This window comes from Thioalkalivibrio sp. ALE31 (assembly GCF_000377405.1).
In the GTDB taxonomy this organism is placed as follows: domain Bacteria; phylum Pseudomonadota; class Gammaproteobacteria; order Ectothiorhodospirales; family Ectothiorhodospiraceae; genus Thioalkalivibrio.
This window is the reverse complement of sequence record NZ_KB905021.1, coordinates 34,003-57,966: the sequence shown is the minus strand read 5'-3', so window position 1 is coordinate 57,966 and position 23,964 is coordinate 34,003. Positions and strand designations below refer to the sequence as shown.

The 23,964-nt window shown below is 68.7% G+C and carries 24 protein-coding genes; 18 read left to right on the top strand and 6 right to left on the bottom strand.

Features of this window, described 5'->3' with window-relative positions:
* The first annotated feature begins 15 nt into the window (after positions 1 to 15).
* From pcnB to D103_RS0103655, 10 genes are all read left to right on the top strand, one after another.
* Complete coding sequence (gene pcnB, locus D103_RS0103700; protein ID WP_018875869.1) at positions 16 to 1,443, top strand: polynucleotide adenylyltransferase PcnB; 1,428 nt, start codon at positions 16 to 18, stop codon at positions 1,441 to 1,443.
* A complete protein-coding gene (gene folK / locus D103_RS0103695) occupies positions 1,440 to 1,982 on the top strand; it encodes a 2-amino-4-hydroxy-6-hydroxymethyldihydropteridine diphosphokinase (RefSeq protein ID WP_018875868.1) in 543 nt (180 codons plus the stop codon). Before pcnB ends, folK begins: the two co-directional genes overlap by 4 nt.
* Positions 1,979 to 2,629: a deoxynucleoside kinase gene (locus tag D103_RS0103690; RefSeq protein WP_018867136.1), complete on the top strand. Its 651-nt coding sequence runs from the start codon at positions 1,979 to 1,981 to the stop codon at positions 2,627 to 2,629. Before folK ends, D103_RS0103690 begins: the two co-directional genes overlap by 4 nt.
* Before the next feature lie 35 nt (positions 2,630 to 2,664).
* Entirely contained in the window at positions 2,665 to 3,459 is a 795-nt protein-coding gene (gene panB / locus D103_RS0103685) for a 3-methyl-2-oxobutanoate hydroxymethyltransferase (RefSeq protein WP_026280258.1), read from the top strand.
* Between the two features lie 15 nt (positions 3,460 to 3,474).
* Positions 3,475 to 4,353 (top strand): pantoate--beta-alanine ligase, encoded by an 879-nt coding sequence (gene panC / locus D103_RS0103680; RefSeq protein WP_018875866.1) that lies wholly within the window; start codon positions 3,475 to 3,477, stop codon positions 4,351 to 4,353.
* 394 nt (positions 4,354 to 4,747) lie between these two features.
* A complete protein-coding gene (gene panD / locus D103_RS0103675) occupies positions 4,748 to 5,128 on the top strand; it encodes an aspartate 1-decarboxylase (protein ID WP_026280257.1) in 381 nt (126 codons plus the stop codon).
* A gap of 70 nt (positions 5,129 to 5,198) precedes the next feature.
* The gene (gene sucC / locus D103_RS0103670) at positions 5,199 to 6,359 is read left to right on the top strand and encodes an ADP-forming succinate--CoA ligase subunit beta (protein ID WP_018875864.1); all 1,161 of its coding nucleotides are present in this window, start codon (positions 5,199 to 5,201) and stop codon (positions 6,357 to 6,359) included.
* Entirely contained in the window at positions 6,356 to 7,225 is an 870-nt protein-coding gene (gene sucD / locus D103_RS0103665; protein ID WP_018875863.1) for a succinate--CoA ligase subunit alpha, read from the top strand. The genes sucC and sucD overlap by 4 nt, the downstream gene beginning before the upstream one ends.
* A 7-nt stretch (positions 7,226 to 7,232) precedes the next feature.
* A complete protein-coding gene (locus D103_RS0103660; RefSeq protein ID WP_018875862.1) occupies positions 7,233 to 8,927 on the top strand; it encodes an NAD+ synthase in 1,695 nt (564 codons plus the stop codon).
* A 420-nt stretch (positions 8,928 to 9,347) separates the two neighbouring features.
* Positions 9,348 to 9,686 (top strand): P-II family nitrogen regulator, encoded by a 339-nt coding sequence (locus tag D103_RS0103655; protein WP_017940393.1) that lies wholly within the window; start codon positions 9,348 to 9,350, stop codon positions 9,684 to 9,686.
* Positions 9,687 to 9,924: 238 nt separating this feature from the next.
* Here D103_RS0103655 and D103_RS0103650 read toward each other — a convergent pair whose 3' ends face one another.
* Complete coding sequence (locus D103_RS0103650) at positions 9,925 to 10,767, bottom strand: outer membrane protein assembly factor BamD (protein ID WP_018875861.1); 843 nt, start codon at positions 10,765 to 10,767, stop codon at positions 9,925 to 9,927.
* A gap of 79 nt (positions 10,768 to 10,846) precedes the next feature.
* Here D103_RS0103650 and rluD point away from each other — a divergent pair, with 79 nt between their 5' ends.
* The 8 genes from rluD (at position 10,847) to D103_RS0103610 (ending at position 20,846) form a co-directional block, all read left to right on the top strand.
* A complete protein-coding gene (rluD, locus tag D103_RS0103645) occupies positions 10,847 to 11,806 on the top strand; it encodes a 23S rRNA pseudouridine(1911/1915/1917) synthase RluD (RefSeq protein WP_017940395.1) in 960 nt (319 codons plus the stop codon).
* The gene (pgeF, locus tag D103_RS0103640) at positions 11,799 to 12,581 is read left to right on the top strand and encodes a peptidoglycan editing factor PgeF (protein ID WP_018875860.1); all 783 of its coding nucleotides are present in this window, start codon (positions 11,799 to 11,801) and stop codon (positions 12,579 to 12,581) included. Before rluD ends, pgeF begins: the two co-directional genes overlap by 8 nt.
* Before the next feature lie 189 nt (positions 12,582 to 12,770).
* Positions 12,771 to 15,353: an ATP-dependent chaperone ClpB gene (gene clpB / locus D103_RS0103635; protein ID WP_018875859.1), complete on the top strand. Its 2,583-nt coding sequence runs from the start codon at positions 12,771 to 12,773 to the stop codon at positions 15,351 to 15,353.
* Between the two features lie 129 nt (positions 15,354 to 15,482).
* The gene (locus D103_RS0103630; protein ID WP_026280256.1) at positions 15,483 to 15,848 is read left to right on the top strand and encodes a 5-carboxymethyl-2-hydroxymuconate Delta-isomerase; all 366 of its coding nucleotides are present in this window, start codon (positions 15,483 to 15,485) and stop codon (positions 15,846 to 15,848) included.
* Positions 15,849 to 15,916: 68 nt separating this feature from the next.
* On the top strand, positions 15,917 to 17,227 hold the full coding sequence (locus D103_RS0103625; protein WP_018875857.1) for a hypothetical protein: 1,311 nt from the start codon (positions 15,917 to 15,919) through the stop codon (positions 17,225 to 17,227).
* A gap of 106 nt (positions 17,228 to 17,333) precedes the next feature.
* Positions 17,334 to 18,485, top strand: coding sequence for a putative zinc-binding metallopeptidase (locus D103_RS0103620; RefSeq protein WP_018875856.1), 1,152 nt, complete (start codon positions 17,334 to 17,336; stop codon positions 18,483 to 18,485).
* A gap of 57 nt (positions 18,486 to 18,542) precedes the next feature.
* Positions 18,543 to 20,201, top strand: a complete 1,659-nt coding sequence (locus D103_RS0103615) for a BCCT family transporter (protein WP_018875855.1) — start codon at positions 18,543 to 18,545, stop codon at positions 20,199 to 20,201.
* A gap of 360 nt (positions 20,202 to 20,561) precedes the next feature.
* The gene (locus tag D103_RS0103610; protein WP_018867151.1) at positions 20,562 to 20,846 is read left to right on the top strand and encodes a hypothetical protein; all 285 of its coding nucleotides are present in this window, start codon (positions 20,562 to 20,564) and stop codon (positions 20,844 to 20,846) included.
* A gap of 23 nt (positions 20,847 to 20,869) precedes the next feature.
* On the opposite strand, the gene D103_RS0103605 is transcribed toward D103_RS0103610, so the two are convergent.
* The 5 genes from D103_RS0103605 to D103_RS0103585 form a co-directional block, all read right to left on the bottom strand.
* Positions 20,870 to 21,448 (bottom strand): hypothetical protein, encoded by a 579-nt coding sequence (locus D103_RS0103605; RefSeq protein WP_018867152.1) that lies wholly within the window; start codon positions 21,446 to 21,448, stop codon positions 20,870 to 20,872.
* Positions 21,449 to 21,547: 99 nt separating this feature from the next.
* Positions 21,548 to 22,540 carry an NAD(P)H-dependent glycerol-3-phosphate dehydrogenase gene (locus D103_RS0103600; RefSeq protein ID WP_018875854.1) on the bottom strand — a complete coding sequence of 331 codons (993 nt, stop codon included), beginning with the start codon at positions 22,538 to 22,540 and terminating at the stop codon, positions 21,548 to 21,550.
* Between the two features lie 66 nt (positions 22,541 to 22,606).
* Positions 22,607 to 23,131: a protein-export chaperone SecB gene (gene secB, locus D103_RS0103595; RefSeq protein ID WP_018867154.1), complete on the bottom strand. Its 525-nt coding sequence runs from the start codon at positions 23,129 to 23,131 to the stop codon at positions 22,607 to 22,609.
* Between the two features lie 106 nt (positions 23,132 to 23,237).
* A complete protein-coding gene (gene grxC, locus D103_RS0103590; protein ID WP_018875853.1) occupies positions 23,238 to 23,528 on the bottom strand; it encodes a glutaredoxin 3 in 291 nt (96 codons plus the stop codon).
* Positions 23,528 to 23,956: a rhodanese-like domain-containing protein gene (locus tag D103_RS0103585; protein ID WP_018867156.1), complete on the bottom strand. Its 429-nt coding sequence runs from the start codon at positions 23,954 to 23,956 to the stop codon at positions 23,528 to 23,530. The genes grxC and D103_RS0103585 overlap by 1 nt, the downstream gene beginning before the upstream one ends.
* Positions 23,957 to 23,964 lie beyond the last annotated feature (8 nt).

Here is a 23,964-nt window from a genome sequence, read left to right as displayed (position 1 = left end):
CCGCTACGGTATCGCGTGACAAAGGCTGACCCCGCAACCCCGACTCGACCCGACAGCGAGCTGCCGGAACCGCGTGTCTACGAGCGCGCGGATCACGGGATCTCGCGCGCGGCGATCGACGACAACGCCCTGAAGGTGCTCTATCGCCTGCGCGACGCGGGCTACCGGGCCTGTCTGGTGGGCGGCGGCGTGCGTGACCTGCTGCTGGGCCGCGAACCGAAGGATTTCGACGTCGCCACCGACGCGACGCCCGAGCAGGTGCGCGGGCTGTTCCGCAACTGTCGCCTGATCGGGCGCCGCTTCCGCCTGGCGCATGTGCTGTTCGGGCGCGAGATGATCGAGGTGGCGACCTTTCGCGCCCCGCATGACGACGAGTCCGGGGACGAAGGCCAGGTGGCCCTGAGCGAGGAAGGCCGCATCCTGCGGGACAACCGCTACGGCACCATCGAGCAGGACGCGATCCGCCGCGACTTCAGCGTCAACGCCCTGTACTACGACATCGAGGACTTCTCGGTGCTGGATTACACCGGCGGGGTCGAGGATCTGCGCGCGGGCGTGCTGCGCCTGATCGGCGACGACGTCGAGACCCGGCTGCGCGAAGACCCGGTGCGCATGCTGCGGGCGGTGCGTTTCTCCGCCAAGCTGGGGCTAACCATCGCACCGGAGGTCGAGGCCGGCATCCATGAGCTGGCCTCGCTGATGCAGACCGTGGCGCCCGCGCGGCTGTTCGACGAGGTGATCAAGCTGTTCCACAGCGGTGCGGCGGTGACCTGCCTGGACGAGCTCGAGCGCTTTGGCCTGTTCGAGGCGATGTTCCCCGAGGCGGCGGACTGCTTTGCCGATCCGGATGTCGGTCCCGAGCGGCGCCAGTTCCTGGTCGAGTCGTTGCTGAACACTGACAAGCGCATCAACGAGGGGCTGGGCGTGAACCCGGCCTTCCTCTATGCCGCGATCCTGTGGGCGCCGGTGCAGGTGGCCGCGGCGCAACGGATCGACGACGGCGAGCAGGAGATCCCGGCCTGGCAACAGGCGATGGCCGAGGTGCTCGATCGGCAGGTGAAGACGGTCTCTATCCCCAAGCGCTTCAGCCTGATTGTGCGCGAGATCTGGGAACTGCAGGCGCGCCTGGAGCGCCATCGGGGCGGCCGCGCGCTGCGCCTGCTGACCCATCCGCGTTTTCGTGCCGGCTACGACTTCCTCTGTCTGCGCGCCCGTGCCGGCGATGCCGACCCCGAGCTGTGCCGCTGGTGGACCGAGATCCAGGAGCAGGACGAGGCCGGCCAGAAGGCCATGGCCGGAGCCCCGAAGGGGCCCAAAGGTGACGGCAAGTCGGGTACCAAGGGCAAGTCGCGCCGCGGTGGCCGCCGTCGGCGCCGGGGTCGCAAGGGGGGTGGCGATAACACTGGACCGGCCCCGAAGCCGGATGCCGGGGGTGGCGAGTGAGCACGGCCGATCACGGCGTGCAGGCCTTCATCGGGATCGGGGCCAACCTGGGCGAGCCCGAGGCACAGGTGCGCGAGGCGTTTGAGCGTCTGGCGCAGGAACTGCCGCAGACGCGCCTGACCGGGCGTTCCCGATTGTTCCGTAACCCGCCGATGGGTCCGCAGGACCAGCCCGACTACGTGAACGCAGTGGCCCGGCTGCACACCCGTCTGGAGCCGCTGGACCTGCTGGCGGGTCTGCAGGCAATCGAGTGCGCCTGCGGCCGCAAGCGCGACGGCAGCCGCTGGGGGCCACGGCTTCTGGATCTGGACCTGTTGCTGTTCGGTGAACAGTCGCTGGATCTGCCGGGCCTGCAGGTGCCGCATGCCGGCATCGCCGAGCGTGATTTCGTGGTCCTGCCGTTGCTGGAGCTGGCGCCTGGTCTGCAGATCCCGGGTGCGGGCCCGCTGGAGGGGCTGGCGCGGCGCTTCGACGGCGCGAGCCTGATTCCGATCGCGGAGCCGGAGGTGAGCATCGCGGCGGCGGAGGGACGCCGATGAGCCTGGGCGATTTCGATTTCATCGCGGTCGAGGGGCCGATCGGGGTTGGCAAGTCCAGCCTGGCGAAACGCCTGGCCGAGCACCTTCAGGCCGAGGGCATCTTCGAGGCGCCGGACGAGAATCCGTTCCTCGACCGCTTCTACCAGGAGCCGGACAAGCACGCCCTGGCGACCCAGCTGCACTTCCTGGTGCAGCGCGTGCGCCAGCTGACGCCAGTGGCGCAGAAGGGGCTGTTCGAGCAGCGGCACGTGTCCGACTATCTGATGGACAAGGACCCGCTGTTCGCCGAGCTGAACCTGCACCCCGATGAGCTGGAGATCTATCGCGAGATGTTCCGGCACCTGCGCGGCGGCCTGCCGCGTCCGGACCTGGTGATCTACCTGCAGGCGCCGGTGGACGTGCTGCAGGAGCGCATCCGCCGCCGGGCACGACCGTACGAACGTCACATCGAGGCCGGTTACCTGGAACGGCTGAACGCCGCCTACGCGGAATTCTTCTATCATTTCGAAGGACCGGCGCTCGTGATTGTGAACGCCACCGAGATCGACTGGGTGAACAACCCGGCCGATTTCGACCAGCTGGTGCAGTTTCTGGAGCCGATCCAGGGCGGGCGGCACTACTTCAACCCGTTGCCCATCTCGCTCTAGAGGGTGGCAAGCCGGACTGCCCGGGAGGCATGAACATGCGGCCGATTACCGTGAACACCCTGGCCCGGCGCAAGCAGGCCGGCGAGCCGATCGCCTGCCTCACTGCCTACGACGCGGCCTTCGCCGGGCTGCTGGACCGCTGCGGGGTCGACGTGATCCTGGTCGGCGATTCGCTCGGCATGGTGGTGCAGGGCCACACGACCACCCTGCCGGTGACGCTGGACGACATGGTCTATCACGTCGCCAACGTCGCGCGCGGCAGCGAGAACGCCCTGATCATGGCGGATATCCCGTTTCTGGGCGATGTCGATGTCGCCACCGCCCTGGCCCAGTCCGGGGCACTGCTGCGGGCCGGGGCGCACATGGTCAAGGTCGAATGCGGGGCGGTGGAGGTACCGATCGTGGAACGCCTGGTGTCCGCCGGCATTCCGGTCTGCGCCCACCTTGGGCTGACGCCGCAGGCCGTTCACCGCTTTGGTGGCCACCGCGTGCAGGGACGCGATCCGAAGGCGGCGGCCGAGATGGAATCCCTGGCCGCGCGCCTGGAGAGTGCGGGGGCGCAGGCCCTGCTGCTGGAGGGCATCCCGCAGAGCCTGGCCGATGCCATCGTGCGCAGCGCCGGGGTGCCGGTGATCGGCATCGGTGCCAGTCCGCGCTGTGACGGCCAGGTGCTGGTGCTGTCCGATGTGCTTGGCCTGACCCCCGAGCCGCCGCGCTTCGCGCGGGATTTCCTCGCCGAGGGGGGCTCCCTGGAAGGCGCGGTACGCGCCTACTGCGACGCCGTGCGGACCCGGACCTTCCCGCAATCCGGCGTCCATACCTTTACCTGACACGGAAGCCCGAGCATGAGAATCCTGCGTGATCGGCCACAGCTGGTGGCCATGCATCGAGAGTGGTCGCGCAAGGGGCGCGGCACCGTGGCGCTGGTGCCCACCATGGGCAACCTGCACGAGGGGCACCTGACCCTGATCCGGCATGCGCGGGCGCGCGCCCAGCGGGTGGTGGTTTCGATCTTCGTGAATCCGTTGCAGTTTGATCGCGCCGAGGACCTGGAGCGTTATCCGCGCACCCTGGAGGAGGACGCCCGTCTGGCGACCGATGCCGGCGTGGATGCGCTGTTCTGCCCCAGCAACGAGGACATGTATCCCGATGACGGCATGCCCCCGGTGCGCGTGGTCGTGCCGGGGCTGTCGGAGATCCTCGAGGGGGACTACCGACCGGGGCACTTCGACGGGGTGGCCACCGTGGTGACCAAGCTGTTCAACCTGGTGCGCCCGGACCTGGCCCTGTTCGGCGAGAAGGACTTCCAGCAGTTCAAGCTGATCGAGCGCATGGTGCAGGGGCTGGACATCCCGACCCGGGTGGAGGCCATCCCCACGGTGCGCGAGGCGGACGGTCTGGCCTTCAGCTCGCGCAACCATCAGCTGTCGGAGGCCGCCCGTGCGGTAGCCCCCGAACTCAAGCGGGTGCTGGACGAGGTCGCGATGGTCTGCCGTACCGCCACTGTGTTCGACGCCGACCGCATCCCCGAGGTCGAGGGACGGGCCTGCGAACGACTGCGCGAGGCCGGTTTCGATCCGGAGTACCTTTCGATCCGCCGCGCCGAGGAGCTGCTGGAGCCGGCCTCGGGCGTACCGCTGGCGGAGCAGGACCTCGTGGTCCTGTCCGCCGCCTGGCTGGACGACGTGCGCCTGATCGACAACGTCCGCACCCGCCCGGCCTGATTCTGTTAACGGATTGACCACGAAGCCCACGAAGGCACGAAGAAGGGCCAGGTCAGGGGCTTTTTACCACGGAGGGCACAGAGTCCACGGAGGAAAGGACCAGGCTTTCGGGGGGTAGGATGTGATGAGCGCCGCGCATCGCATCCCATCGGGTGGTGGCCCGCGGCCCCCCAGTTCCCGGATTGATGCGTTTCGCCGCGGACGCTCTCAACCCCAACAGTAGTTTTCTCTGTGTCCTCCGTGTGCTCTGTGGTAAATCCGCCCTTTGCCCTTCTTCGTGTCTTCGTGGGCTTCGTGGTGAAAAAACATTGACCCGAACGGGCGGGTTTGCCGTGGTCGCCGGGATCGCGGATAATTTTCCGCCCTTCCGAGGTACAAGCCGGGAATTCGCCGTATGGTTGTCACTATGCTGAAAGGCAAGCTGCATCAGGGCCGGGTCACGCATTGCGAGCTGGAGTACGAAGGCTCCTGCGCGATCGATACCCGCCTGCTGGAGGCGGCCGGCATCCTGCCGTTCGAGCAGATCCAGATCTACAACATCGACAATGGCGAGCGCTTCACGACCTACGCGATCGAGGGCGAGGCCGGTTCCGGCATCATCTCGGTCAATGGCGCGGCCGCGCACAAGGCGGCGGTGGGCCATCGCGTGATCATCTGCGCCTATGCTCAGATGGAGGCCGCCGAGGCCCGCGAATTCACCCCCGACCTGGTCTATCTCGACGCCGCCAACCGGATCATTCGCACCGGTCACGGCATCCCGGTCCAGGCCGCCTGATTTCCCTCTCCTCCGCGCACGGCCCGCCCGCAGTTGTCGGGCCGGGGGCGCGCCGCTATCCTCGACGCCCATGAATCTCCACGAATTTCAGGCCAAGGCGCGCTTTCGCGACGCCGGCATCCCCGTTCCCGACGGTCAGGTGATCACCGCGATCGATGCACTACCCGGCGCCTGGCAGGCGCTGGGTACCGAGCGCGTGCTGGTCAAGGCCCAGGTCCACTCCGGCGGTCGTGGCAAGGCCGGCGGCGTGGTGATGGCGGATTCCCTCGATGCGGCGCGCGCGGCGGCGGAGAACCTGCTGGGTTCGCGCCTGGTCACCGGCCAGAGCGGCCCCGAGGGGCTGCCGGTGGACCAGCTGCTGCTGGAGCCGGCGGTGGATATTGCCCGCGAATTCTACTTCGCCATGCTGGTGGACCGCGCGCGCGAGCGCCTGGCGCTGGTGGTCTCCGCCGAGGGCGGCATGGATATCGAGACGCTGGCGGCCGAGCGCCCCGAGGCGGTCGTGACCCTGCCGATCCATCCGGCCACGGGGGTAATGCCGTTTCATGGCCGCCGGGTGGCCTCGACCCTGGGCCTGGCCGGCGCCGCCGCCAAGGCGATGGCGCAGCTGGTGACCAACGCGCATGCCCTGTTCCAGCAGCTCGATGCCCAGTTGCTCGAGATCAACCCGCTGGTGCTGACCGGCGATGACCGGCTGCTGGCGATCGACGCCAAGCTGACCATCGACGACTCCGCAGCCTACCGCCAGAAGGCGCTGTTCGAAGAGCGCGACGCGCGCCAGCGCGACCCGGCCGAGGAACAGGCGCACGAGCACGACCTCAATTACATCCGCCTGGATGGCTCCATCGGCTGCATGGTCAACGGTGCCGGCCTGGCGATGGCGACCATGGACCTGATCCAGCACCACGGCGGCGAACCCGCCAACTTCCTGGATGTCGGTGGCGGCACGACGGTGGAGCGGGTGACCGCGGCCTTCAAGCTGATCCTGTCCGATGCCTCGGTGAAGGCGGTGCTGGTGAATATCTTCGGCGGCATCGTGCGCTGCGACCTGATCGCCGAGGGCATCATCGCCGCGATCCGCGAGGTGCAGGTCCAGGTGCCGGTGGTGGTGCGCCTGGAGGGCACCAACGCCGAGCAGGGCCGCAGTGCGCTGGCGCACTCGGGCCTGGACGTGATCCCGGCCGCTGATCTGGACGCGGCAGCGCGGGCCGTAGTGGAGGCCGTGGCATGAGCATCCTTGTCGACCGCGACACCAAGGTGATCTGTCAGGGCTTCACCGGCAAGCAGGGCAGTTTCCACTCGGAACAGGCCATCGCCTACGGGACCCGCCTGGTCGGGGGCGTAACCCCCGGCAAGGGCGGGCAGACCCATCTGGATCGGCCGGTGTTCGATACCGTGGCCGACGCGGTGGCGACCACCGGCGCGACCGTCAGTATGATCTACGTGCCGGCCCCGTTCGCCGCGGACGCGATCTGCGAGGCGGCGGACGCCGGGATCGAGCTGGCGGTCTGCATCACCGAGGGCATCCCGGTACAGGACATGGTCCGGGTCAAGCAGGTGCTGGCCGGCAGCCCGACGCGCCTTATCGGCCCCAACTGCCCGGGCATCATTACCCCGGATGCCTGCAAGGTCGGGATCATGCCCGGCTACATCCATCGCCGCGGGCGCATCGGCATCATCTCGCGCTCGGGCACCCTGACCTACGAGGCGGTCAAGCAGACCTCCGACCTTGGCCTGGGCCAGAGCACCTGCGTGGGCATCGGCGGCGACCCGATCCAGGGCCTGGACTTCGTCGGCTGCCTGCGCCTGTTCCGCGAGGATTCGGAGACCGACGGCGTGCTGATGGTGGGCGAGATCGGCGGCGACGCCGAGGAGCGCGCCGCGCGCTTCATCGCGGACGAATTCGACAAGCCGGTGGCCGCCTATATTGCCGGCGCCACCGCACCGCCGGGCCGGCGCATGGGCCATGCCGGGGCGATCATCGCCGGTGGTCAGGGCACCGCGGCGCAGAAGATGACCGCCCTGCGCGAGGCCGGTGCGACCGTGGCCGAGAGCCCGGCGGAACTGGGCGCCGCGATGCAGTCCGCACTGGTCTGATCCGCGGATGAGCGCCGATTCGCCCCTGCGTCTGGCCCTGGCCCAGATCAACCCGGTGGTGGGCGGTCTGGAGGACAACCGCCACCGCATCCTCGAGGCGATCGAACAGGCCCGCGCCGGCGGCGCCCGCGCAGTGGTGTTCCCCGAACTGGCGGTCACCGGCTACCCGCCGGAGGACCTGCTGCTGCGTCCGGCGTTTCTGCTGGGCGTGGAGCGCGTGGTGACCGCGATCACCGAGGCGGCGCGGGGTATCGATGTGATCCTGGGCGCCCCGGTGCACGGGGAGGCGGGCCTGATCAACGCGGCGCTCTGGCTGCGCGACGGGGCCTGCATCGCGCGCTATGCCAAGCAGGTCCTGCCCAATTACTCGGTGTTCGACGAAGAGCGCTACTTCGTCGCCGGCACCGAGGCCTGCGTGGTCGAACTGGACGGCTGGCGGGTCGGACTGACGGTCTGCGAGGACATCTGGCAGCCGGGTCCGGCGACCGCGGCGCGGGCCGCCGGGGCCGAGCTCCTGCTGAATCTCAACGCGTCGCCCTACCACCGCGGCAAGGCCGAGGAACGCCTGCGCGTGGTGGGCCAGCGCGTCGCCGAGACCGGTTGCCCGGTCGTCTACGTGAACCAGGTAGGCGGCCAGGACGAGCTGGTCTTCGACGGTCGTTCTTTCGTGCAGGATCCGGTCAACGGCGCGCGGGCCGTGCTGCCGGCCTGGGCGACCGGCCAGGGGCAGGTGGAGGCGCGCCGCGGGGTGCAGGGTCCGATTCTGCACCCCCGCGACGAGCACCTGCACCTGTCCGCCTGCGGCATCCGGCCGACCCTGACCGACCCCGGTCCGGAACCGGACGAGGCCGATGCCCGCGACCTCTACCAGGCGCTGATGATCGGCATCCGCGACTACGTGACCAAGAACGGCTTTCCCGGGGTGCTGCTGGGCCTGTCCGGCGGGATCGACTCCGGGCTGACCGCGGCGCTGGCCACCGACGCCCTGGGCCCGGCGGTGGTCACGGCCGTGATGATGCCCTATCGCTATACCGCCTCGATCAGCATCGAGGACGCCGAGGCACAGGCCCGGCTGCTGGGGCTGGAGTATCACGAGATCGCGATCGAACCGATGGTCGAGAGCTTTATGGCGGGGCTGGGGGATGCCCTGTCCGCGTATCCTGCCGGGGCGGGGGACGTGACCGAGCAGAACCTGCAGGCGCGCGCCCGGGGTGTGCTCCTGATGGCGCTGTCCAACCGCAGCGGCAAGCTGTTGCTGGCCACGGGCAACAAATCCGAGATGGCGGTGGGCTACTCCACGCTGTACGGCGACATGAATGGCGGTTTCGCGCCGCTGAAGGATGTCTCCAAGCAGTGGGTGTATCGCCTGGCGCGCTGGCGCAACACGCGCGGGCCGGCGATCCCGGAACGGGTGATCGAACGTCCGCCCAGCGCGGAGCTGGCGCCGGATCAGCAGGATGCAGACTCGCTGCCGCCGTACGAGGTGCTGGACGCGATCCTCGAGGCCTTTGTCGAACAGGAACGGTCCGTCGCCGAGATCGTCGCGCAGGGTTTTGACCGCCCCACGGTGGAGCGCATCGCCCGCATGGTGTTCATCGCCGAGTACAAGCGCCGCCAGGCCGCGCCCGGAATACGGGTCAGCCCGCGCGCCTTCGGCCGCGACCGGCGCTACCCGATCACCTCCGGCTACCGCCCGGACTGATCCGCTCCGACGCGCGCAGAGTTCACCACGAAGCACACGAAGGCACGAAGAAGGTCAAGGACGGTTCACAGGAAGACAGGAAGTACCGAAGGTTCTGAATGGGGTGTCCCGGGCTGCGGTCTTAGGGCCCCGACAATACTGACTCGGTGCCTCGCTCCGTCCGACGTATCCGAAACGGCGGCATATTGCGGACCGGAAAGGACTTCCCCGATCAACCACAGGCCCTCTTCCAGCCTTCCCGTCTTCCTGTTAAACGCCCTTGACCTGGCCCTTCTTCGTGCCTTCGTGTGCTTCGTGGTGAATCCAGAGCAGCGTCGAACGTCGCGAGCAGGCGAGGACCACAGCGCGGGGCCGGGGGTTTGATACACTTTCAGGGGTGAGACAAGCGCCTGCGCAGCGGGCACAACCAAAGGGATTCGCATGAAGAAGATCGAGGCGATCATCAAGCCGTTCAAGCTGGAAGATGTCCGCGAGGCCCTGACCGAGATGGGTATCGCCGGGATGACCGCGACCGAGGTCCAGGGCTTCGGGCGCCAGAAGGGCCACACCGAGCTCTACCGGGGCGCGGAATACGTGGTCGATTTCCTGCCCAAGGTGAAGCTGGAACTGGTGGTGGACGACGACCGGGTCGACCCCTGCATCGATGCGATCGTGAAGGCCTCGCGCACCGGCAAGATCGGGGACGGCAAGATCTTCGTGTCGGATATGTCGCGCGTGGTCCGCATCCGCACCGGCGAAGAGGGCAGCGAGGCCCTCTGAACGACGGATCCTCCGGCGCTTGATGGATCTACCACGAAGCGCACGAAGGCACGAAGAAGGTCAAGGGCGGGTAACAGGAAGGCTGGAAGAGGGGAAGCGTGATTGGGGTGTGGGGTTGGCTGGTGTCTGTCGCAGCCCCGAACGTACGCAATATCCGTGGCGGCCAAACCCGTTCAACCTTCCAGTCTTCCCACCTTCCTGTAGACGCTTTTCCCTCGGTGCCGTAGCGGACTGAGGTTCAGTTGGTGAGGAAGGGGATGCGGTCCACCACGCGCCACAGGCCGCGGCGTTCCTCGCCTTCCAGTTCCACCGGCTCGCCCGCGCGCACGGCCACGGCCACGTCCGGATAGTTCAGCTCCAGCACGGTCATGGTGTTCTCGGCGTGATCGTCCAGGCCGAGCTCGGTGTAGGCGCGATGCAGCACGGCCAGGGCCTTCGGCATGACCTCGGAGCCGGGGTATACGGCCACCACGTTGCGGGCGCGCTGCGCGGCGGCGACCCAGGCGGTGCGTTCCATGTAGAACTCGGCCACCCGCAGTTCGTAGGCGGCCAGCGCATTGCGGATGTAGATCATGCGCTGGTAGGCGTCCGGGGCGTAGCGGCTGTCGGGAAACTCGCGGATCAGGCGGTCGAAGTCCTGGAAGGCCTGGTCGAAGGGCTCCGGGTCCATCTCGGCGGGGTCGCGCGGGAACAGGTTGGCGAGGAAGCCCTGCTGGCGGTTGAAGTTGATCAGCCCGCGCAGGTAGTACGCATAATCGAGGTTCGGGTGGCGCGGGTTCAGCTGCACGAAGCGGTCCACCGCGGCCAGGGCGGGTTCCGGCTCGCCGGCCTTGTAGTAGGCGTAGGGGATCTCGATCTGCGCCTGCTGGGCATAGCGCCCGAAGGGATAGCGCGCCTCGAGTTTTTCGTAGTATTCGACGGCCTGGTCGTAGTTGCCCTCGTTCAGGGCGTTCTTGGCCTCGCCGTAGAGCTGGCTGGCGGACCAGCCGAGCGTGGGGTCTTCGCGCCCGGCACAGCCGGCGACCACGAGCGCCACAATCAGAACGACGAACAGGCGCGACAGGTGCGGGACAGAAATCACGGCGAGGCCTCACAGATGAACCGAAGTGCAGGGATTCTACAACATCAAGCCCCGGTGGCGACGAGCGGGAGGCCGCGCAATGAGTGAACCGCGGGAGGCCTGTCTGCCGGAAGAAGCGGCGGGACAGCGCCTGGATGCCGCGCTGGCGCGGCTGTTCCCGGAGTACTCGCGCAGCCAGCTGACCCAGTGGCTGAAGGAGGGCGCGCTGCGGGTGGATGGTGGCTCGCCCCGCCCGCGCACGCCGGTGCGCGGGGGCGAGCGGGTCGAGCTGACGGCGCCCGAGGCGCCGGTGCTGGAGGCCCGGCCCGAGGCCATTGCGCTGGACATCGTGTACGAGGACGCCGCGGTGCTGGTGGTCAACAAGCCGGCCGGGCTGGTGGCCCACCCGGCGGCCGGGCATCGCGACGGCACGCTGGTCAATGCCCTGCTGCACCACGCCCCGGAGCTGGCGCAGCTGCCGCGCGCCGGAGTGGTCCACCGCCTGGACAAGGACACCACCGGCCTGATGGTGGTCGCGCGTACGCCCGAGGCCCAGACCGCCCTGGTGCGCCAGTTGCAGGCGCGCAGCGTACACCGCGAGTACCGCGCCCTGGTCCAGGGCCGAGTGATCAGCGGGGCCACCATCGACGAGCCGATCGGGCGTCATCCGGTTGATCGCAAGCGCCAGGCCGTGACCGCGGCCGGCAAGCCCGCGGTCACGCATTACCGAGTGGCCGAGCGCTTTCCCGCGCACACCCTGCTGAACGTACGTCTGGAGACCGGGCGCACGCACCAGATCCGTGTGCATATGGCACATATCCGCCACCCGATCGTGGGGGATCTGACCTACGGCGGTCGTCCGCGCCCGGTGAAGGGCATGGGCGACGCGGCGAAGGCGACGGTCGCGGCCTTCAAGCGCCAGGCCCTGCATGCGGCCCGCCTGGAGTTCGAGCATCCGGAGACGGGCGAGCCCTGCGCCTTCGAGGCCCCGCTGCCGGAGGATTTCGAGGTCCTGCTCGCGGCCCTGCGCGCCGATGCCCGGGAGGATGGGGATGTCTGAGGCCCTGCCGCTGTTGAAACCCGGGCCCGGGGAACTCCCGGCCGGGGTGCACGCGCTGCAGACGACCCGGACGGGTGGCGTCAGTACCGGGCCCTGGGCCGCGCTGAATCTGGCCCTGCATACTGGCGATGCCCCGGATCACGTGGCGGAAAACCGGCGCCGACTGGAACAGTCCCTGGGGTGCGCCGCGCCCATCGCCTGGCCGCGCCAGGTCCATGGGACGACCGTGATCACCGCCGATGCCCTGCAGGCGGCGCTGAAGGCGGGCGATACGCCCGAGGCCGATGCGGTGGTCAGCGACCGGCCGGGGGCGATCTGCGCCGTGCAGACCGCCGATTGTCTGCCCGTGGTGCTGGCGACAGTGGACGGCGCGGCGGTCGGGGTGGCCCACGCCGGCTGGCGTGGGCTGGCCGATGGGGTGCTGGAGGCAACGATCTTGGCGCTGAATGGCCTGCGGCCAGGTGTGCCAATCCAGGCTTGGATGGGGGCTGCCATCGGACCCGTCGCCTTCGAGGTCGGGCCCGAGGTGCGCGAGGCCTTCCGGGCGCAGGATCCGGAGGCCGATGCCGCGTTTCGGCCCGGTGCCGGGGGGCGCCTGCTGGCGGATCTCTACCGGCTGGCGCGCCAGCGGCTGCAGCGGGCCGGTGTGGCGCAGGTCGCCGGCGGGGGCCGCTGCACCTTCACCGAGGCGGAGACCTTCTATTCCTATCGTCGCGACGGAGCGACCGGCCGCATGGGCACGCTCGTGTGGTTCGCCCCCGACCCCGCGCGATAGCCACCTGTCACTGCGAGGCCCTGCCAGGGGCCGTGGCAGTCGCTGGATGCACCCCGACGCTGGTTTCGCGGCGAGCCTCGGCTCTGGCCCCGCGAGCGGTTTCCGCGCGTCTATCCTTGAAGCCGGGGGGATTGTCCCCAACGTTGGTGTCAGTTCAACAAGATTCGACCGAGGGGTTTCCCAATGCGAATGGATCGCCTGACCACCAAATTCCAGTCCGCCATCGCGGACGCACAGTCGCTCGCGGTTGGCCGCGACCATCAGTTCATCGAGCCGTCCCACCTGCTGCTGGCCCTGCTGGACCAGGAGGGGGGCACGATCCGTCACGTGCTCGACCGCGCCGGCGCCAACGTGCGCCAGTTGCGCTCCGCTTTGGGCGAGGCGCTGGATCGCCTGCCGAAGGTGGAAGGCGCCGCGGGCGAGGTGCATGTCTCCAACGACCTGGGGCGCATGCTGAACGTCTGCGACAAGCTCGCCCAAGAGCGCAAGGACCAGTACATCCCCAGCGAGCTGTTCCTGCTCGCGGCGATCGACGAGAAGGCCGGTGTCGGCGAGATGCTGCGCAACGCTGGCGCCAACAAGGACTCCCTGGAGAAGGCCGTGGAGGACATGCGCGGCGGGGCCCAGGTGGACGACCCGAACGCCGAGGAGAACCGCCAGGCCCTGGACAAGTACACCATCGACCTCACCGAGCGCGCCGAGCAGGGCAAGCTGGACCCGGTGATCGGCCGTGACGAGGAGATCCGCCGCTCGGTCCAGGTGCTGCAGCGGCGCACCAAGAACAACCCGGTGCTGATCGGCGAGCCGGGTGTGGGCAAGACCGCGATCGTCGAGGGCCTGGCCCAGCGTATCGTCAACGGCGAGGTGCCGGAGGGGCTCAAGGACAAGCGCGTGCTGGCGCTGGACCTGGGGGCGCTGCTGGCCGGGGCCAAGTACCGCGGCGATTTCGAGGAGCGCCTGAAGTCTGTGCTCAAGGAGCTGTCGCAGGAAGAGGGTCGCGTGATCCTGTTCATCGACGAGATCCACACCCTGGTGGGCGCGGGCAAGGCCGAGGGCGCGATGGACGCCGGCAACATGCTCAAGCCGGCCCTGGCGCGCGGCGAGCTGCACTGCATCGGCGCGACCACGCTGGACGAATACCGCCAGAACATCGAGAAGGACGCCGCGCTGGAGCGCCGCTTCCAGAAGGTGCTGGTGGACGAGCCCACGCAGGAAGACACCATCGCCATCCTGCGCGGGCTGAAGGAGCGCTACGAGGTCCATCACGGGATCGAGATCACCGACCCGGCGATCGTCGCCGCCGCGCAGCTCTCGCAGCGCTACATCACCGACCGGCAGCTGCCGGACAAGGCGATCGACCTGATCGACGAGGCCAGCTCGCGCATTCGCATGGAGATCGACTCCAAGCCCGAGTCCATGGACCGGCTGGAGCGGCGCCTGATCCAGTTGAAGATCGAGCGCGAGGCCCTGAAGAAGGAGTCCGACGACGCCTCGAAGAAGCGCCTGGGCACGCTGGAGGAGGAGATCGAACGCCTGGAGCGCGAGTACTCCGACCTGGAAGAGGTGTGGAAGTCCGAGAAGGCCTCGGTCTCCGGGGCGGCCCAGTTGAAGGAAGAGCTCGAGCGCGCCCGCACCGAGCTGGAGACGGCCCGCCGCGCCGGGGATCTGTCGCGTATGTCCGAACTGCAGTACGGGCGTATCCCGGACCTGGAGAAGTCCCTCGCCATGGCTCACGAGATGGAGAGCCAGGAGACCCAGCTGCTGCGCAACAAGGTCACCGACGAGGAGATCGCCGAGGTCGTCTCGCGCTGGACCGGCATCCCGGTCTCCAAGATGCTGGAGGGCGAGAAGGACAAGCTGCTGCGCATGGAAGAGGCCATTGGTGACCGCGTGGTTGGTCAGTCCGAGGCGGTGCGCGCGGTGGCCAACGCTATCCGCCGCTCGCGGGCGGGCCTGTCCGACCCGAACCGCCCGAACGGCTCGTTCCTGTTCCTTGGCCCGACCGGCGTGGGCAAGACCGAGCTGACCAAGGCGCTGGCCGGGTTCCTGTTCGACACCGAAGAGGCGATGGTGCGCATCGACATGTCCGAGTTCATGGAGAAGCACTCCGTGGCGCGGCTGATCGGGGCGCCCCCGGGCTACGTCGGCTACGAGGAGGGCGGCTACCTGACCGAGGCCGTGCGCCGCAAGCCGTACTCCGTGATCCTGCTCGACGAGGTCGAGAAGGCGCACCCGGATGTGTTCAACGTGCTGCTGCAGGTGCTGGATGACGGCCGCCTGACCGACGGGCATGGCCGCACCGTGGACTTCCGCAACACGGTGATCGTGATGACCTCCAACCTGGGCTCGCAGCAGATCCAGGAGATGGCCGGCGAGGAGAACTACGCGGCGATGAAGGGCGCGGTGATGGAGATCGTCGGGCAGCACTTCCGTCCCGAGTTCATCAACCGTGTGGACGACGTGGTGGTGTTCCATCCGCTGGAGCGCGAACAGATCCGCGCGATCGCCGATATCCAGCTGCAGTACCTGCGCAAGCGGCTGGAAGAGCGCGACCTGGGCCTGACCATCACCGACGCCGCGCTGGATCACCTGGGGGCCGCGGGCTTCGACCCGGTCTACGGGGCGCGCCCGCTCAAGCGGGCGATCCAGACCCAGCTGGAGAACCCGCTGGCGCAGTCGCTGCTGGCCGGCGAGTTCGGCCCCGGCGATACCATCGAGGTGGACATGGCCGGCGAGCAGCTGGCCTTCACCCGGGCGGCGGCCGCGGCCTGATCCGTCCGGTATCCTGCGACATCGACAAGGCCCGCCCGATGCGGGCCTTTTTCATGCCGGGTCCGCGCTGCGACACAATCGCGGGCTTGGCGCAACGGGACGCGCGCCGCGCGCGCCGAGGGGGTGGGCATGCCACATTTGCGGGTCGAATATTCACAGGACCTGGCTTCGGGGCCGGAGTTGGCTGCCTGGCTGGACGCCCTGCACGCGGCGGCCTGCGCTTCGGGGCTGTTCCCGGCGTCGCATATCAAGGTCCGCGCCCACCCGGTGTCGCAGTATCGGGTCGGGGGCGAGGTGCGGCCTTTCGTGCATGTCGAGGTGCGTCTCAAGTCCGGCCGTTCGCTGGCGCAGCGTCAGGCGCTGAGCGAGGCCGTCCTGCGGGCCCTGCAGAACCGGGTCGGGGAGGCGATGATCACCGTCGAGGTGACCGAGATGGAGGTGGCGAGCTACGCGCGGCACGATCCGCGGTCCGGAGACCGGGACCGCCCGGATTGAAATCCGGCGCGCGGGGCGAGTCGCTCGGCGCGGACCGCTACACTCGGGGGCAGGAAGGACGGAACGGGATGTTCGTGATGACGGTGGTACGGTTGGTTGCGGTCCTGGCGCTGGGGTTCGCGCTGGCGGGGTGTTCGCTGCTGGATGCGCGCGAACAGCTCGCGCGCATGGGCGGGGCCTGTGTGATCAGCGGCACGGTGGGGCCGGACGCGACGGCGTCCGAGGCCGGTCGGACGGGGCCCTATGTGGTGGCGGTATTCCGCGAGCCGGTCGCGGGTGCCGGGGTGCCCGAGCCGGTGGATCACGTCGTCAGCGCCCAGGGCGGGAGCTGGTTCTTCGGCCTGGAGCCGGGTCGCTACCGCGTGCTGGCCTTCCGCGACGAAGAGGGTGATCGGGCCCAGCCCGCCGGTGCCTCGGTCCAGTATGTGGCCGGTGGCGAGGCGCTGGACTGTGGCCCCGGCGGGCGGCTGACCGGGATCGAGATCCGCGTGAACGGGGACCATCGCCTGACCCACCCGGTTGCGCTGCCGGCAACGCGCGGCCTGGTGGGTGCCGAGGGCGCCAGCGATCTGCCGCTGAGCCTGGGGCGGGTGACCGCCTTCGGCGCGATTACCCATCTGGATGACCCGCGTTTTGCGTCCGAGGTGGCGCGGGGCAGCCAATGGCGACCCCTGGACTTCGTGATGGACGGTTACGCGGGGGTGTACTTCCTCGAGCCCCATGACCCGACGCGGACGCCGGTGCTGTTCGTGCACGGGATGAACGGCTCGCCGCGGGACTTTGCCGGGCTGCTGGAGGTTCTGGACCGCGAGCGTTATCAGCCGTGGTTCTACTACTACGCCTCCGGGTTGCCACTGCAGTCGGTGGCCGCGCACCTGGCACAGGTGGTGGAGGAGCTGGAAGTGCGTCACGGGGTCGAGTCGCTGCCGGTGGTGGCGCACAGCATGGGCGGGCTGGTGGCGCGGGGGTTCCTGAACGAGCGAGCTCGGCGCGAGGCGGCGGCACCGGTGCCGGTTATGATCACCCTGTCCACGCCCTGGGCCGGGCACGAGCGGGCGCAGCAGGGGGTGGATCGCTCGCCGGTCGTGATCCCGGTCTGGCGCGACATGGCCCCGGGCAGCGACTACCTGGAAGGCTTGTTCCCGCATCCGGGCGCGGGGGCAGGCGAGTTGCATCTGGTGTTCGGCTACCAGCGCGGCGAAGGGGGTGCGCGCGCGACCGCGGACGGGGTGGTCACGCTGGCCAGCATGCTGCACCCGCCGGCCCAGCGCGAGGCGGCCTCGGTCTTCGGCGTGGCGACCACGCATGCCGGCATCCTGTCGCATCCGCTGGCGCTGGAGCGGGTCGAGGAACTCCTGTCCCGGGTGGAGGACCGGTAATGGCTGCGCCGCGGCGGCTTCTGCACCGCGACGGGGCAGCGGGATCGGCGTAGTCTGGGGCCACCCGGCCGCACTTCGAGCGGGCGGCGGTTCAACGGGGAATGCGATGCAGTTGTTCGAGTGCGAGTTCTGTGGGCAGGGGGTGTATTTCGACAACACCTACTGCACACGCTGTGGCCATCGGCTGGGGTTTCTCCCGGATCGTCTGGAGGTGTCTGCCCTGGCGCCGGCCGGAGAGGCCACGGATGCCCGTGGGCGCCCGGTGCCTGGCGGATTGTGGCGGGTGGCGGACGAGCCGGACGGGGCACTGTACCGCCAGTGTCGCCACTATGCGGTGGACGCGGTCTGCAACTGGATGGTGCCGCACGGCGACGCCGACCCGTTCTGCCGGGCCTGCCGCCTGAACCGGACCATCCCCGACCTGAGTGTCCCCGGCAATGCACGTCTGTGGGAGCGCCTGGAGACGGAGAAGCGGCGCCTGGTCTACGGGTTGTTGCGTCTGGGCCTGCCGGTGGTGCCGCGACGTGATGATCCCCAGGGGATCGCATTCGACTTCCTGGCCGATACGGCCCCCGAGTTCCGCGAGGGCGGTGGCGTGGTCACCGGCCATGCGAACGGGCTCATTACCCTGAATATCGCCGAGGCCGACCCGGCGGTCCGCGAGCGCATGCGCGAGGCGATGGCCGAACCCTATCGCACGATCCTCGGCCATTTCCGCCACGAGTCCGCCCACTACTACTGGGACCGCCTGATCCGCGATACCCCCTGGCACGCTGCCTTCCGCGAGCGCTTCGGCGACGAGCGCGCGGACTATGACGAAGCCCTGCGCCGCCATTATGCCGAGGGGCCGCCCGCCGAATGGCAGGCCTCGTTCGTCTCCGCCTACGCCAGTTCGCATCCCTGGGAGGATTGGGCCGAGACCTGGGCCCACTACCTGCACATCGTGGATACCCTGGATACCGCGTCCGCCTACAACATGGATATCGTGCCCGGTGCCGGTCCGTCGGCACGGCTGGGTGCGCAGGGCGATGCACCGGCCTTCGACGCCTATGCCGCGGCCGGTTTCGATGGACTGATGGAACACTGGCTGCCACTGGTCAGCGCCCTCAACAGCCTCAACCGCAGCATGGGGCATCCGCATGTCTATCCCTTCGTGTTGACGGCCACCGCCATCGCCAAGCTGGCGTTCGTGCATCAGGTCATTCAGGATTTCCGCACGGATTGTCGTGCCGCGCTGGCGGGTGCCACCGGTACCTGAGCGCACGCCGGGGGCGCGCGGTCCGGCGCGCCCGCCACTCAAGCGAAAGGACGCCCGATGTACAACGTTGCCACCCGTGGCCCATTCAAGGGGCTGAATCCGCGCGTCGCGCCGCTGGCGCTGATCCTGGTGGTGATCATCGCCCTGCTGGGTGTGTATCGCACCGAACAGCTGGGCGCGGTGGTGGGCGATGCGCGTACCTTCGTGACGCCGCTGCTGGAGTGGTACTACGTGGTCGTCATGGCCTTCTTCCTGGTGATGGTGGTCTGGCTCGGGGTCGGGCGCTACAAGAACGTGCGCCTGGGGCGTGACGACGAGGTTCCCGAGTTCACCACCCTGTCGTGGCTGTCGATGCTGTTCGCCGCGGGCATGGGCGTGGGGCTGTTGTTCTGGGCGGTGGCCGAGCCACTGTCGCACTACGGCGGGAACCCGTTCCTGATCGAGAATGGCGACCGGGCCGCGGCCGCGGACATGTCCATGGTCCTGACCTATTTCCACTGGGGGCTGAATGCCTGGGGCGTGTTCGCCCTGCTGGCCCTGATCCTGGCCTACTTCGGTTTCCGCAAGGGCCAGCCGCTGGCCCTGCGCTCGGCTCTGCACCCGCTGATCGGCAAGTACAGTCACACCTGGCCGGGGGACCTGGTCGACCTGCTGGCGATCATCGCCACCGTCTTCGGGATCGCGACGACGCTGGGCCTGGGGATCCAGCAACTGGAGTCCGGACTCGCGCACACCGTTGGGATCTCCCTGGAGGGGGACCGCGGACTGCTGATGCTGACCGCGCTGCTGACCGTGATTGCGATCATGTCCGTGGTGACCGGGATGCAGGCCGGGGTGCAGCGGGTCAGCCAGGCCAACCTCTGGCTCAGTGTCGCGCTGCTGGGACTGCTGCTGGTGGCAGGACCGACCCAGTACCTGCTGGCCCTGGTCGTGCAGTCCAGCGGCAGCTACCTGCAGAACCTGCTGGGGCTCTCGCTGTACACCCATGCCCACCACATGGACGAGTGGCATGCCGACTGGACGGTCTTCTACTGGGGCTGGTGGCTGGCCTGGGCGCCGTTCGTCGGGCTGTTCATCGCGCGCATCTCGCGCGGCCGCACGCTGCGCGAGTTCGTGATGGGCGTACTGCTGGTGCCGACCCTGATCACCTTCTTCTGGCTCGCGCTGCTGGGCGGCACCGCTCTGCATGCCGAGGTCGAGGGCATCGCCAATATCGCCGAGCGCGTGTCCGAGGACCTGACCATGGCGACCTTCGCCACCATGGAGACCCTGGAGCCCTGGCTGATTGCGAAGACGGGGGCGATTCTGATCACGATCCTTATTGCGACCTACCTGCTGACCTCCGCGAATGCCGGGATCGTGGTCATCAATACCCTGCTGGCCCATGGATCCACCGAGCATCGGGCGATCCACCTGATCCTGTGGGGGGCGATGATCGGGCTGGTGACCGGGGTCCTGCTGCTGGCCGGCGGGCTGGAGGTCCTGCAGAACGCGGTCATCCTGGCGGCGCTGCCGTTCTCGCTGGTGATGCTGATGATGGTGGTCGGGCTGATGCGCGGTCTGGAGGACGAGCGCTACGCGCCGCGTCCGGGCGAGCACACGGTCGCGCCCAGCGAGCCGTGGACCATCCCGCCGGACCGCGTCCACGAGGACTTCGACGTAGACGACGACGCCCCCGAGGCCCGCGACGAGGACGACGTACCCCGGCGCTCCTGACCTGCGCCCCGAGTTTTCAACACGAAGCCCACGAAGGCACGAAGAAGGGCAACTTCAAGAGCGATTTGAACCACAGAGGACACGGAGGACACTGAGAAAATCAGGGTTGGACGAAAGCGGGTGTCGATCGGCCTGCGACGATCCACGTGGTCCCTCGTCATGCGCGGCCCTTGGCTTGTTTTCTCCGTGTCATCCGTGGTGCAACGATTTTGCCCTTCTTCGTGCCTTCGTGCGCTTCGTGGTGAACATAAAAGGCGCGAGCGGAAGGGAAAGGCCCGCGCATCCTGCGCCCACTTTCGGGTGGGCGGGGCTTGCCGTAGCCTGTGCGCCCATCGTCAACCGAACCGCGAGAGAAGCCCCATGAGCGATACCCTGCAGTTGTCCGGCGAGCTGATCCAGAAGGTCCAGGAGGTGCTGACCGAGGTGGATCCGAAGGCGCAACAGCCCATCGTGGCCGTCCAGTACCTGAGCGCCATTACCGGGTTCATGGTCGCGCAGATGCCGGAGTCGGTGAACGAGCGCAAGGAATACCTGAAGCAGCTATCGCAGTTCACCGAGTCGGTGTTCGTGGACGTGGAGAGTCGCAAGCAGGCCGCGCCGCCGCCGCAGGAAGCCAGCGGCGTGTGGCGCCCCGGCGACAACTGATCCGGGCTGGCGGCGCGCCGGCGTCAGCCGTTGTCGCCGCCTTCGCCCCGGTCCTTGCGCATCTGGCGCAGCATGGCTTCCTGCTCGTTGAAGCTGGGCATGCGCCGCTTGCCGCCCACGTCGCGGTCACGGTCGCTGGCGCCGGCCTGGCCGGACTGGCCCGGCTTTTCGGCGTCCTTGATGCGCTGATACTCCTGCAGTTCGCGGCGGGCATCCTCGTCGCTGGTGTAGCGGCCACGGTAGTCCTGCGGCGGCTTGTGTCCCTTGCGCAGGAAGACCTGCTTGCGCAGTTCCTTGTTGTAGTCGGTGACCCGGCGGTCGATCCACCACAGGTCCACCAGCGCCCACAGCACACCGGCGCCCAAGGGTAGCAGCCACCAGAGGGCGGGTACGAAAAAGGCCAGGGCCAGGGTGATCGCGGTGAGCGCCAGGAAGCCGGCGCCGCCCAGCGGTTCGCGCAGGTAGAAGCGGTGCAGGCCCAGCGGGAACAGGACCCACGCGGCGTAGGCCGCGGGCCGGGTGCGCATCTCGCTGGCGAGCTTGGCATTGATGGACTGCAGGCCGCCGCCCTCCAGGTCCAGTTCCTTCCAGGCCTTGCTCATCCCTGCCTCCGTTGCGTTCACGTGTAGCGCCACGGTAGCCGCAACCCGGGGCGCGGGGCGATTGTGCGGGTGCCGCGCGAGGGTTTTACCGGCGCTGCGTCAGCCCTCTTCGCGCGTGGGGTCGCGTTCCAGCAGGCGGCGCACGGTGTCGCGCACCGGGCGGCCCTGGTAGAGCACGGCGTGTACCTCGGCGCAGATCGGCATCTCCACCTCCAGTGCCTCGGCCCGCACCACGGCGACCCGGGCCGTCTCCACGCCCTCCACCGACTGGCCGACCCGTGCGCGGGCGGTCTCGAGGTCCAACCCCTCGCCCAGCATCCGCCCCAGGCGGCGGTTGCGCGACTGGTTGTCGGTGCAGGTGAGGATCATGTCACCCAGCCCGGAGAGGCCGGTAAGGGTGGCAGGGCGGGCGCCCACCGCGGCGCCGAAGCGCTGGATCTCGGCCAGCCCCCGGGTCATCAGGGCGGCGCGGGCATTGGCGCCGAACCCGGCGCCATCGGCGATGCCCGTGGCCACCGCCAGCACGTTCTTCAGGGCCCCGCCGAGCTCCACGCCGATGACGTCGGTGTTGCGGTACAGACGCAGGGAACGCCCGTGCAGCGCCTCCACCAGGCGATCCATATGGCCTTCGTCGGTGGAGGCCACGGACAGCGCGGTCGGTTGCTCCTGCGCGACCTCGGCGGCGAAGGAGGGGCCCGAGATCAGGGCGGGCGGGTGTTCCGGACCCAGTTCCTGCTCGGCGATCTCGTGCAGCCAGGCGCCGGTGGCGGTCTCCAGGCCCTTGGTGGCCCAGGCCACCACCTGTCCGCGCGCCAGCCGCGGGGCCAGCCAGCGCAGGGTCGCGCGGAAGGCGCCGGAGGGGACGGCGATCAGGACCAGATCGCGGCCGTCGACGATCGCGGGGTCGGCGCTGACGCGGAGGTTGTCCGGGAAGCGGTGGCCGGGGAGGTAGCGGGCATTCTCGCGCTCGGCCTGCAGGCGCGCGGCGGTGTCATCGCCGCGTACCCACAGGGCCACGTCGGCATGCAGCCGCGCCGCATGCAGGGCCAGCGCCGTGCCCCAGCAGCCGCCGCCGAGGACCGCGATGCGCATCCTAGGAAACCCCATGCTTCATGTACGCGCTCGCGTCGGTACGCCAGGTCCTTCGGGGGCCTGGCGTCAGGCCTGCTGGCTGGGCGCGGTCTGCTCGCCGCCGGCCTGCTGCTTCTGCTCCTGGAGGTGCTGGGCGTACAGCGACTCGAAATTCACCGGCTGCAGCAGCAGCTGCGGGAAGCCGCCCTTCAGGACCAGGTCGGCGACGGTTTCGCGGGCGAACGGGAACAGCACGTTGGGGCAGTAGGCGCCCAGCAGGTGATTGCGCTGGTCCTCGGGGAAGTTGCGCACGATGAAGACGCCCGCCTGCTTGATCTCCACCAGGTAGGCGGTCTTGCCGTCGGACTCGGTGGTCACGGTCAGGCCCAGTTCCACTTCGAAGGCCCCGGCGGCCTCGTCGATCGGGCGTGCGTTGGTGTTCAGCTGGATGTTGGTCTCGCCCTTCCACTCGCGCATGAACACCTCGGGGGAGTCCGGCGCCTCGAACGAGAGGTCCTTGATGAAGACCTTCTGAATGGAGAAATCGGGACGGTCGTTCTGTTCGCCCTGGGCCGCGCCGTTGCCGCTGTTGGGGGAGTTCTCTTCAGCCATGATGTTCTATCTCGCAGTCGTCTTGAATCGGGGCATTGTAAGGGGATGCGCGCGCCTTGCGGGTGCGGTGGCCGGAAGCGCTGCCCGGTGGTGCGGGCGCTGCCGGTTATCCGGGACTGCCGGCGGCTGTCAGCTCGACCCCTGCCGCGGCGGCCAGGCGCGCCAGTTCGCCACTGCTGTCCATCGCCTGCAGTTCGTCGAAGCCGCCGATGTGGGTCTCGCCGAGGAAGATCTGCGGGACCGAGGTACGGCCGTCGGCGCGTTGCTCCATCTCGGCACGCAGGCCCGGTTCGCGGTCGACGGCGTATTCCGCGAACGGATAGCCACGCTGGTTGAGCAGGCGCCGGGCCAGCAGGCAGAACGGGCAGCGCCCGCTGGAGTAGACCTCGAACTGCATTACTTCTTCTTGATGGGCATGTTGGCCGATTGCCAGGCCTGGATGCCGCCCTGCAGGTTGACCACGTCCTCGAACCCGGCCGCGGTTAGCTGCTGCGCGGCGCTGGCGGAACGGTTGCCGCTGCGGCAGTAGACCACCACGGGCTTGTCCTTGTACTTCTCGATGTCGCCCATGCGCTTTTTCAGGCTGCCCAGCGGGATGTGCTTGGCGCCTCCGATGCGGCCGGCCGCGACCTCGCTGTCCTCGCGTACGTCCAGCACCAGGGCGTCGTCCTGGTTGATCACGCGCACCGCCTCGGCCGGCGACAGGGAGCGGTACTTGCGGTTCAGGCGTCGGAGTTCGACGAACAGGATCATCCCGATCACCGCCAGCAGGGCGCCGGTCAGGATCGGGTGATTGGCGAGAAATTCGGGCAGGCGTTCAAGCATTCGGGAGA

Coding starts and splice junctions, on each gene's coding strand:
- D103_RS0103690 (WP_018867136.1), top strand. CDS start 1,979: ATGAGCCTGGGCGATTTCGATTTCATCGCGGTCGAGGGGCCGATCGGG.
- panB (WP_026280258.1), top strand. CDS start 2,665: ATGCGGCCGATTACCGTGAACACCCTGGCCCGGCGCAAGCAGGCCGGC.
- panC (WP_018875866.1), top strand. CDS start 3,475: ATGAGAATCCTGCGTGATCGGCCACAGCTGGTGGCCATGCATCGAGAG.
- panD (WP_026280257.1), top strand. CDS start 4,748: ATGGTTGTCACTATGCTGAAAGGCAAGCTGCATCAGGGCCGGGTCACG.
- sucC (WP_018875864.1), top strand. CDS start 5,199: ATGAATCTCCACGAATTTCAGGCCAAGGCGCGCTTTCGCGACGCCGGC.
- sucD (WP_018875863.1), top strand. CDS start 6,356: ATGAGCATCCTTGTCGACCGCGACACCAAGGTGATCTGTCAGGGCTTC.
- D103_RS0103660 (WP_018875862.1), top strand. CDS start 7,233: ATGAGCGCCGATTCGCCCCTGCGTCTGGCCCTGGCCCAGATCAACCCG.
- D103_RS0103655 (WP_017940393.1), top strand. CDS start 9,348: ATGAAGAAGATCGAGGCGATCATCAAGCCGTTCAAGCTGGAAGATGTC.
- rluD (WP_017940395.1), top strand. CDS start 10,847: ATGAGTGAACCGCGGGAGGCCTGTCTGCCGGAAGAAGCGGCGGGACAG.
- pgeF (WP_018875860.1), top strand. CDS start 11,799: ATGTCTGAGGCCCTGCCGCTGTTGAAACCCGGGCCCGGGGAACTCCCG.
- clpB (WP_018875859.1), top strand. CDS start 12,771: ATGGATCGCCTGACCACCAAATTCCAGTCCGCCATCGCGGACGCACAG.
- D103_RS0103630 (WP_026280256.1), top strand. CDS start 15,483: ATGCCACATTTGCGGGTCGAATATTCACAGGACCTGGCTTCGGGGCCG.
- D103_RS0103625 (WP_018875857.1), top strand. CDS start 15,917: ATGTTCGTGATGACGGTGGTACGGTTGGTTGCGGTCCTGGCGCTGGGG.
- D103_RS0103620 (WP_018875856.1), top strand. CDS start 17,334: ATGCAGTTGTTCGAGTGCGAGTTCTGTGGGCAGGGGGTGTATTTCGAC.
- D103_RS0103615 (WP_018875855.1), top strand. CDS start 18,543: ATGTACAACGTTGCCACCCGTGGCCCATTCAAGGGGCTGAATCCGCGC.
- D103_RS0103610 (WP_018867151.1), top strand. CDS start 20,562: ATGAGCGATACCCTGCAGTTGTCCGGCGAGCTGATCCAGAAGGTCCAG.
- D103_RS0103605 (WP_018867152.1), bottom strand. CDS start 21,448: ATGAGCAAGGCCTGGAAGGAACTGGACCTGGAGGGCGGCGGCCTGCAG.
- D103_RS0103600 (WP_018875854.1), bottom strand. CDS start 22,540: ATGCGCATCGCGGTCCTCGGCGGCGGCTGCTGGGGCACGGCGCTGGCC.
- secB (WP_018867154.1), bottom strand. CDS start 23,131: ATGGCTGAAGAGAACTCCCCCAACAGCGGCAACGGCGCGGCCCAGGGC.
- grxC (WP_018875853.1), bottom strand. CDS start 23,528: ATGCAGTTCGAGGTCTACTCCAGCGGGCGCTGCCCGTTCTGCCTGCTG.
- D103_RS0103585 (WP_018867156.1), bottom strand. CDS start 23,956: ATGCTTGAACGCCTGCCCGAATTTCTCGCCAATCACCCGATCCTGACC.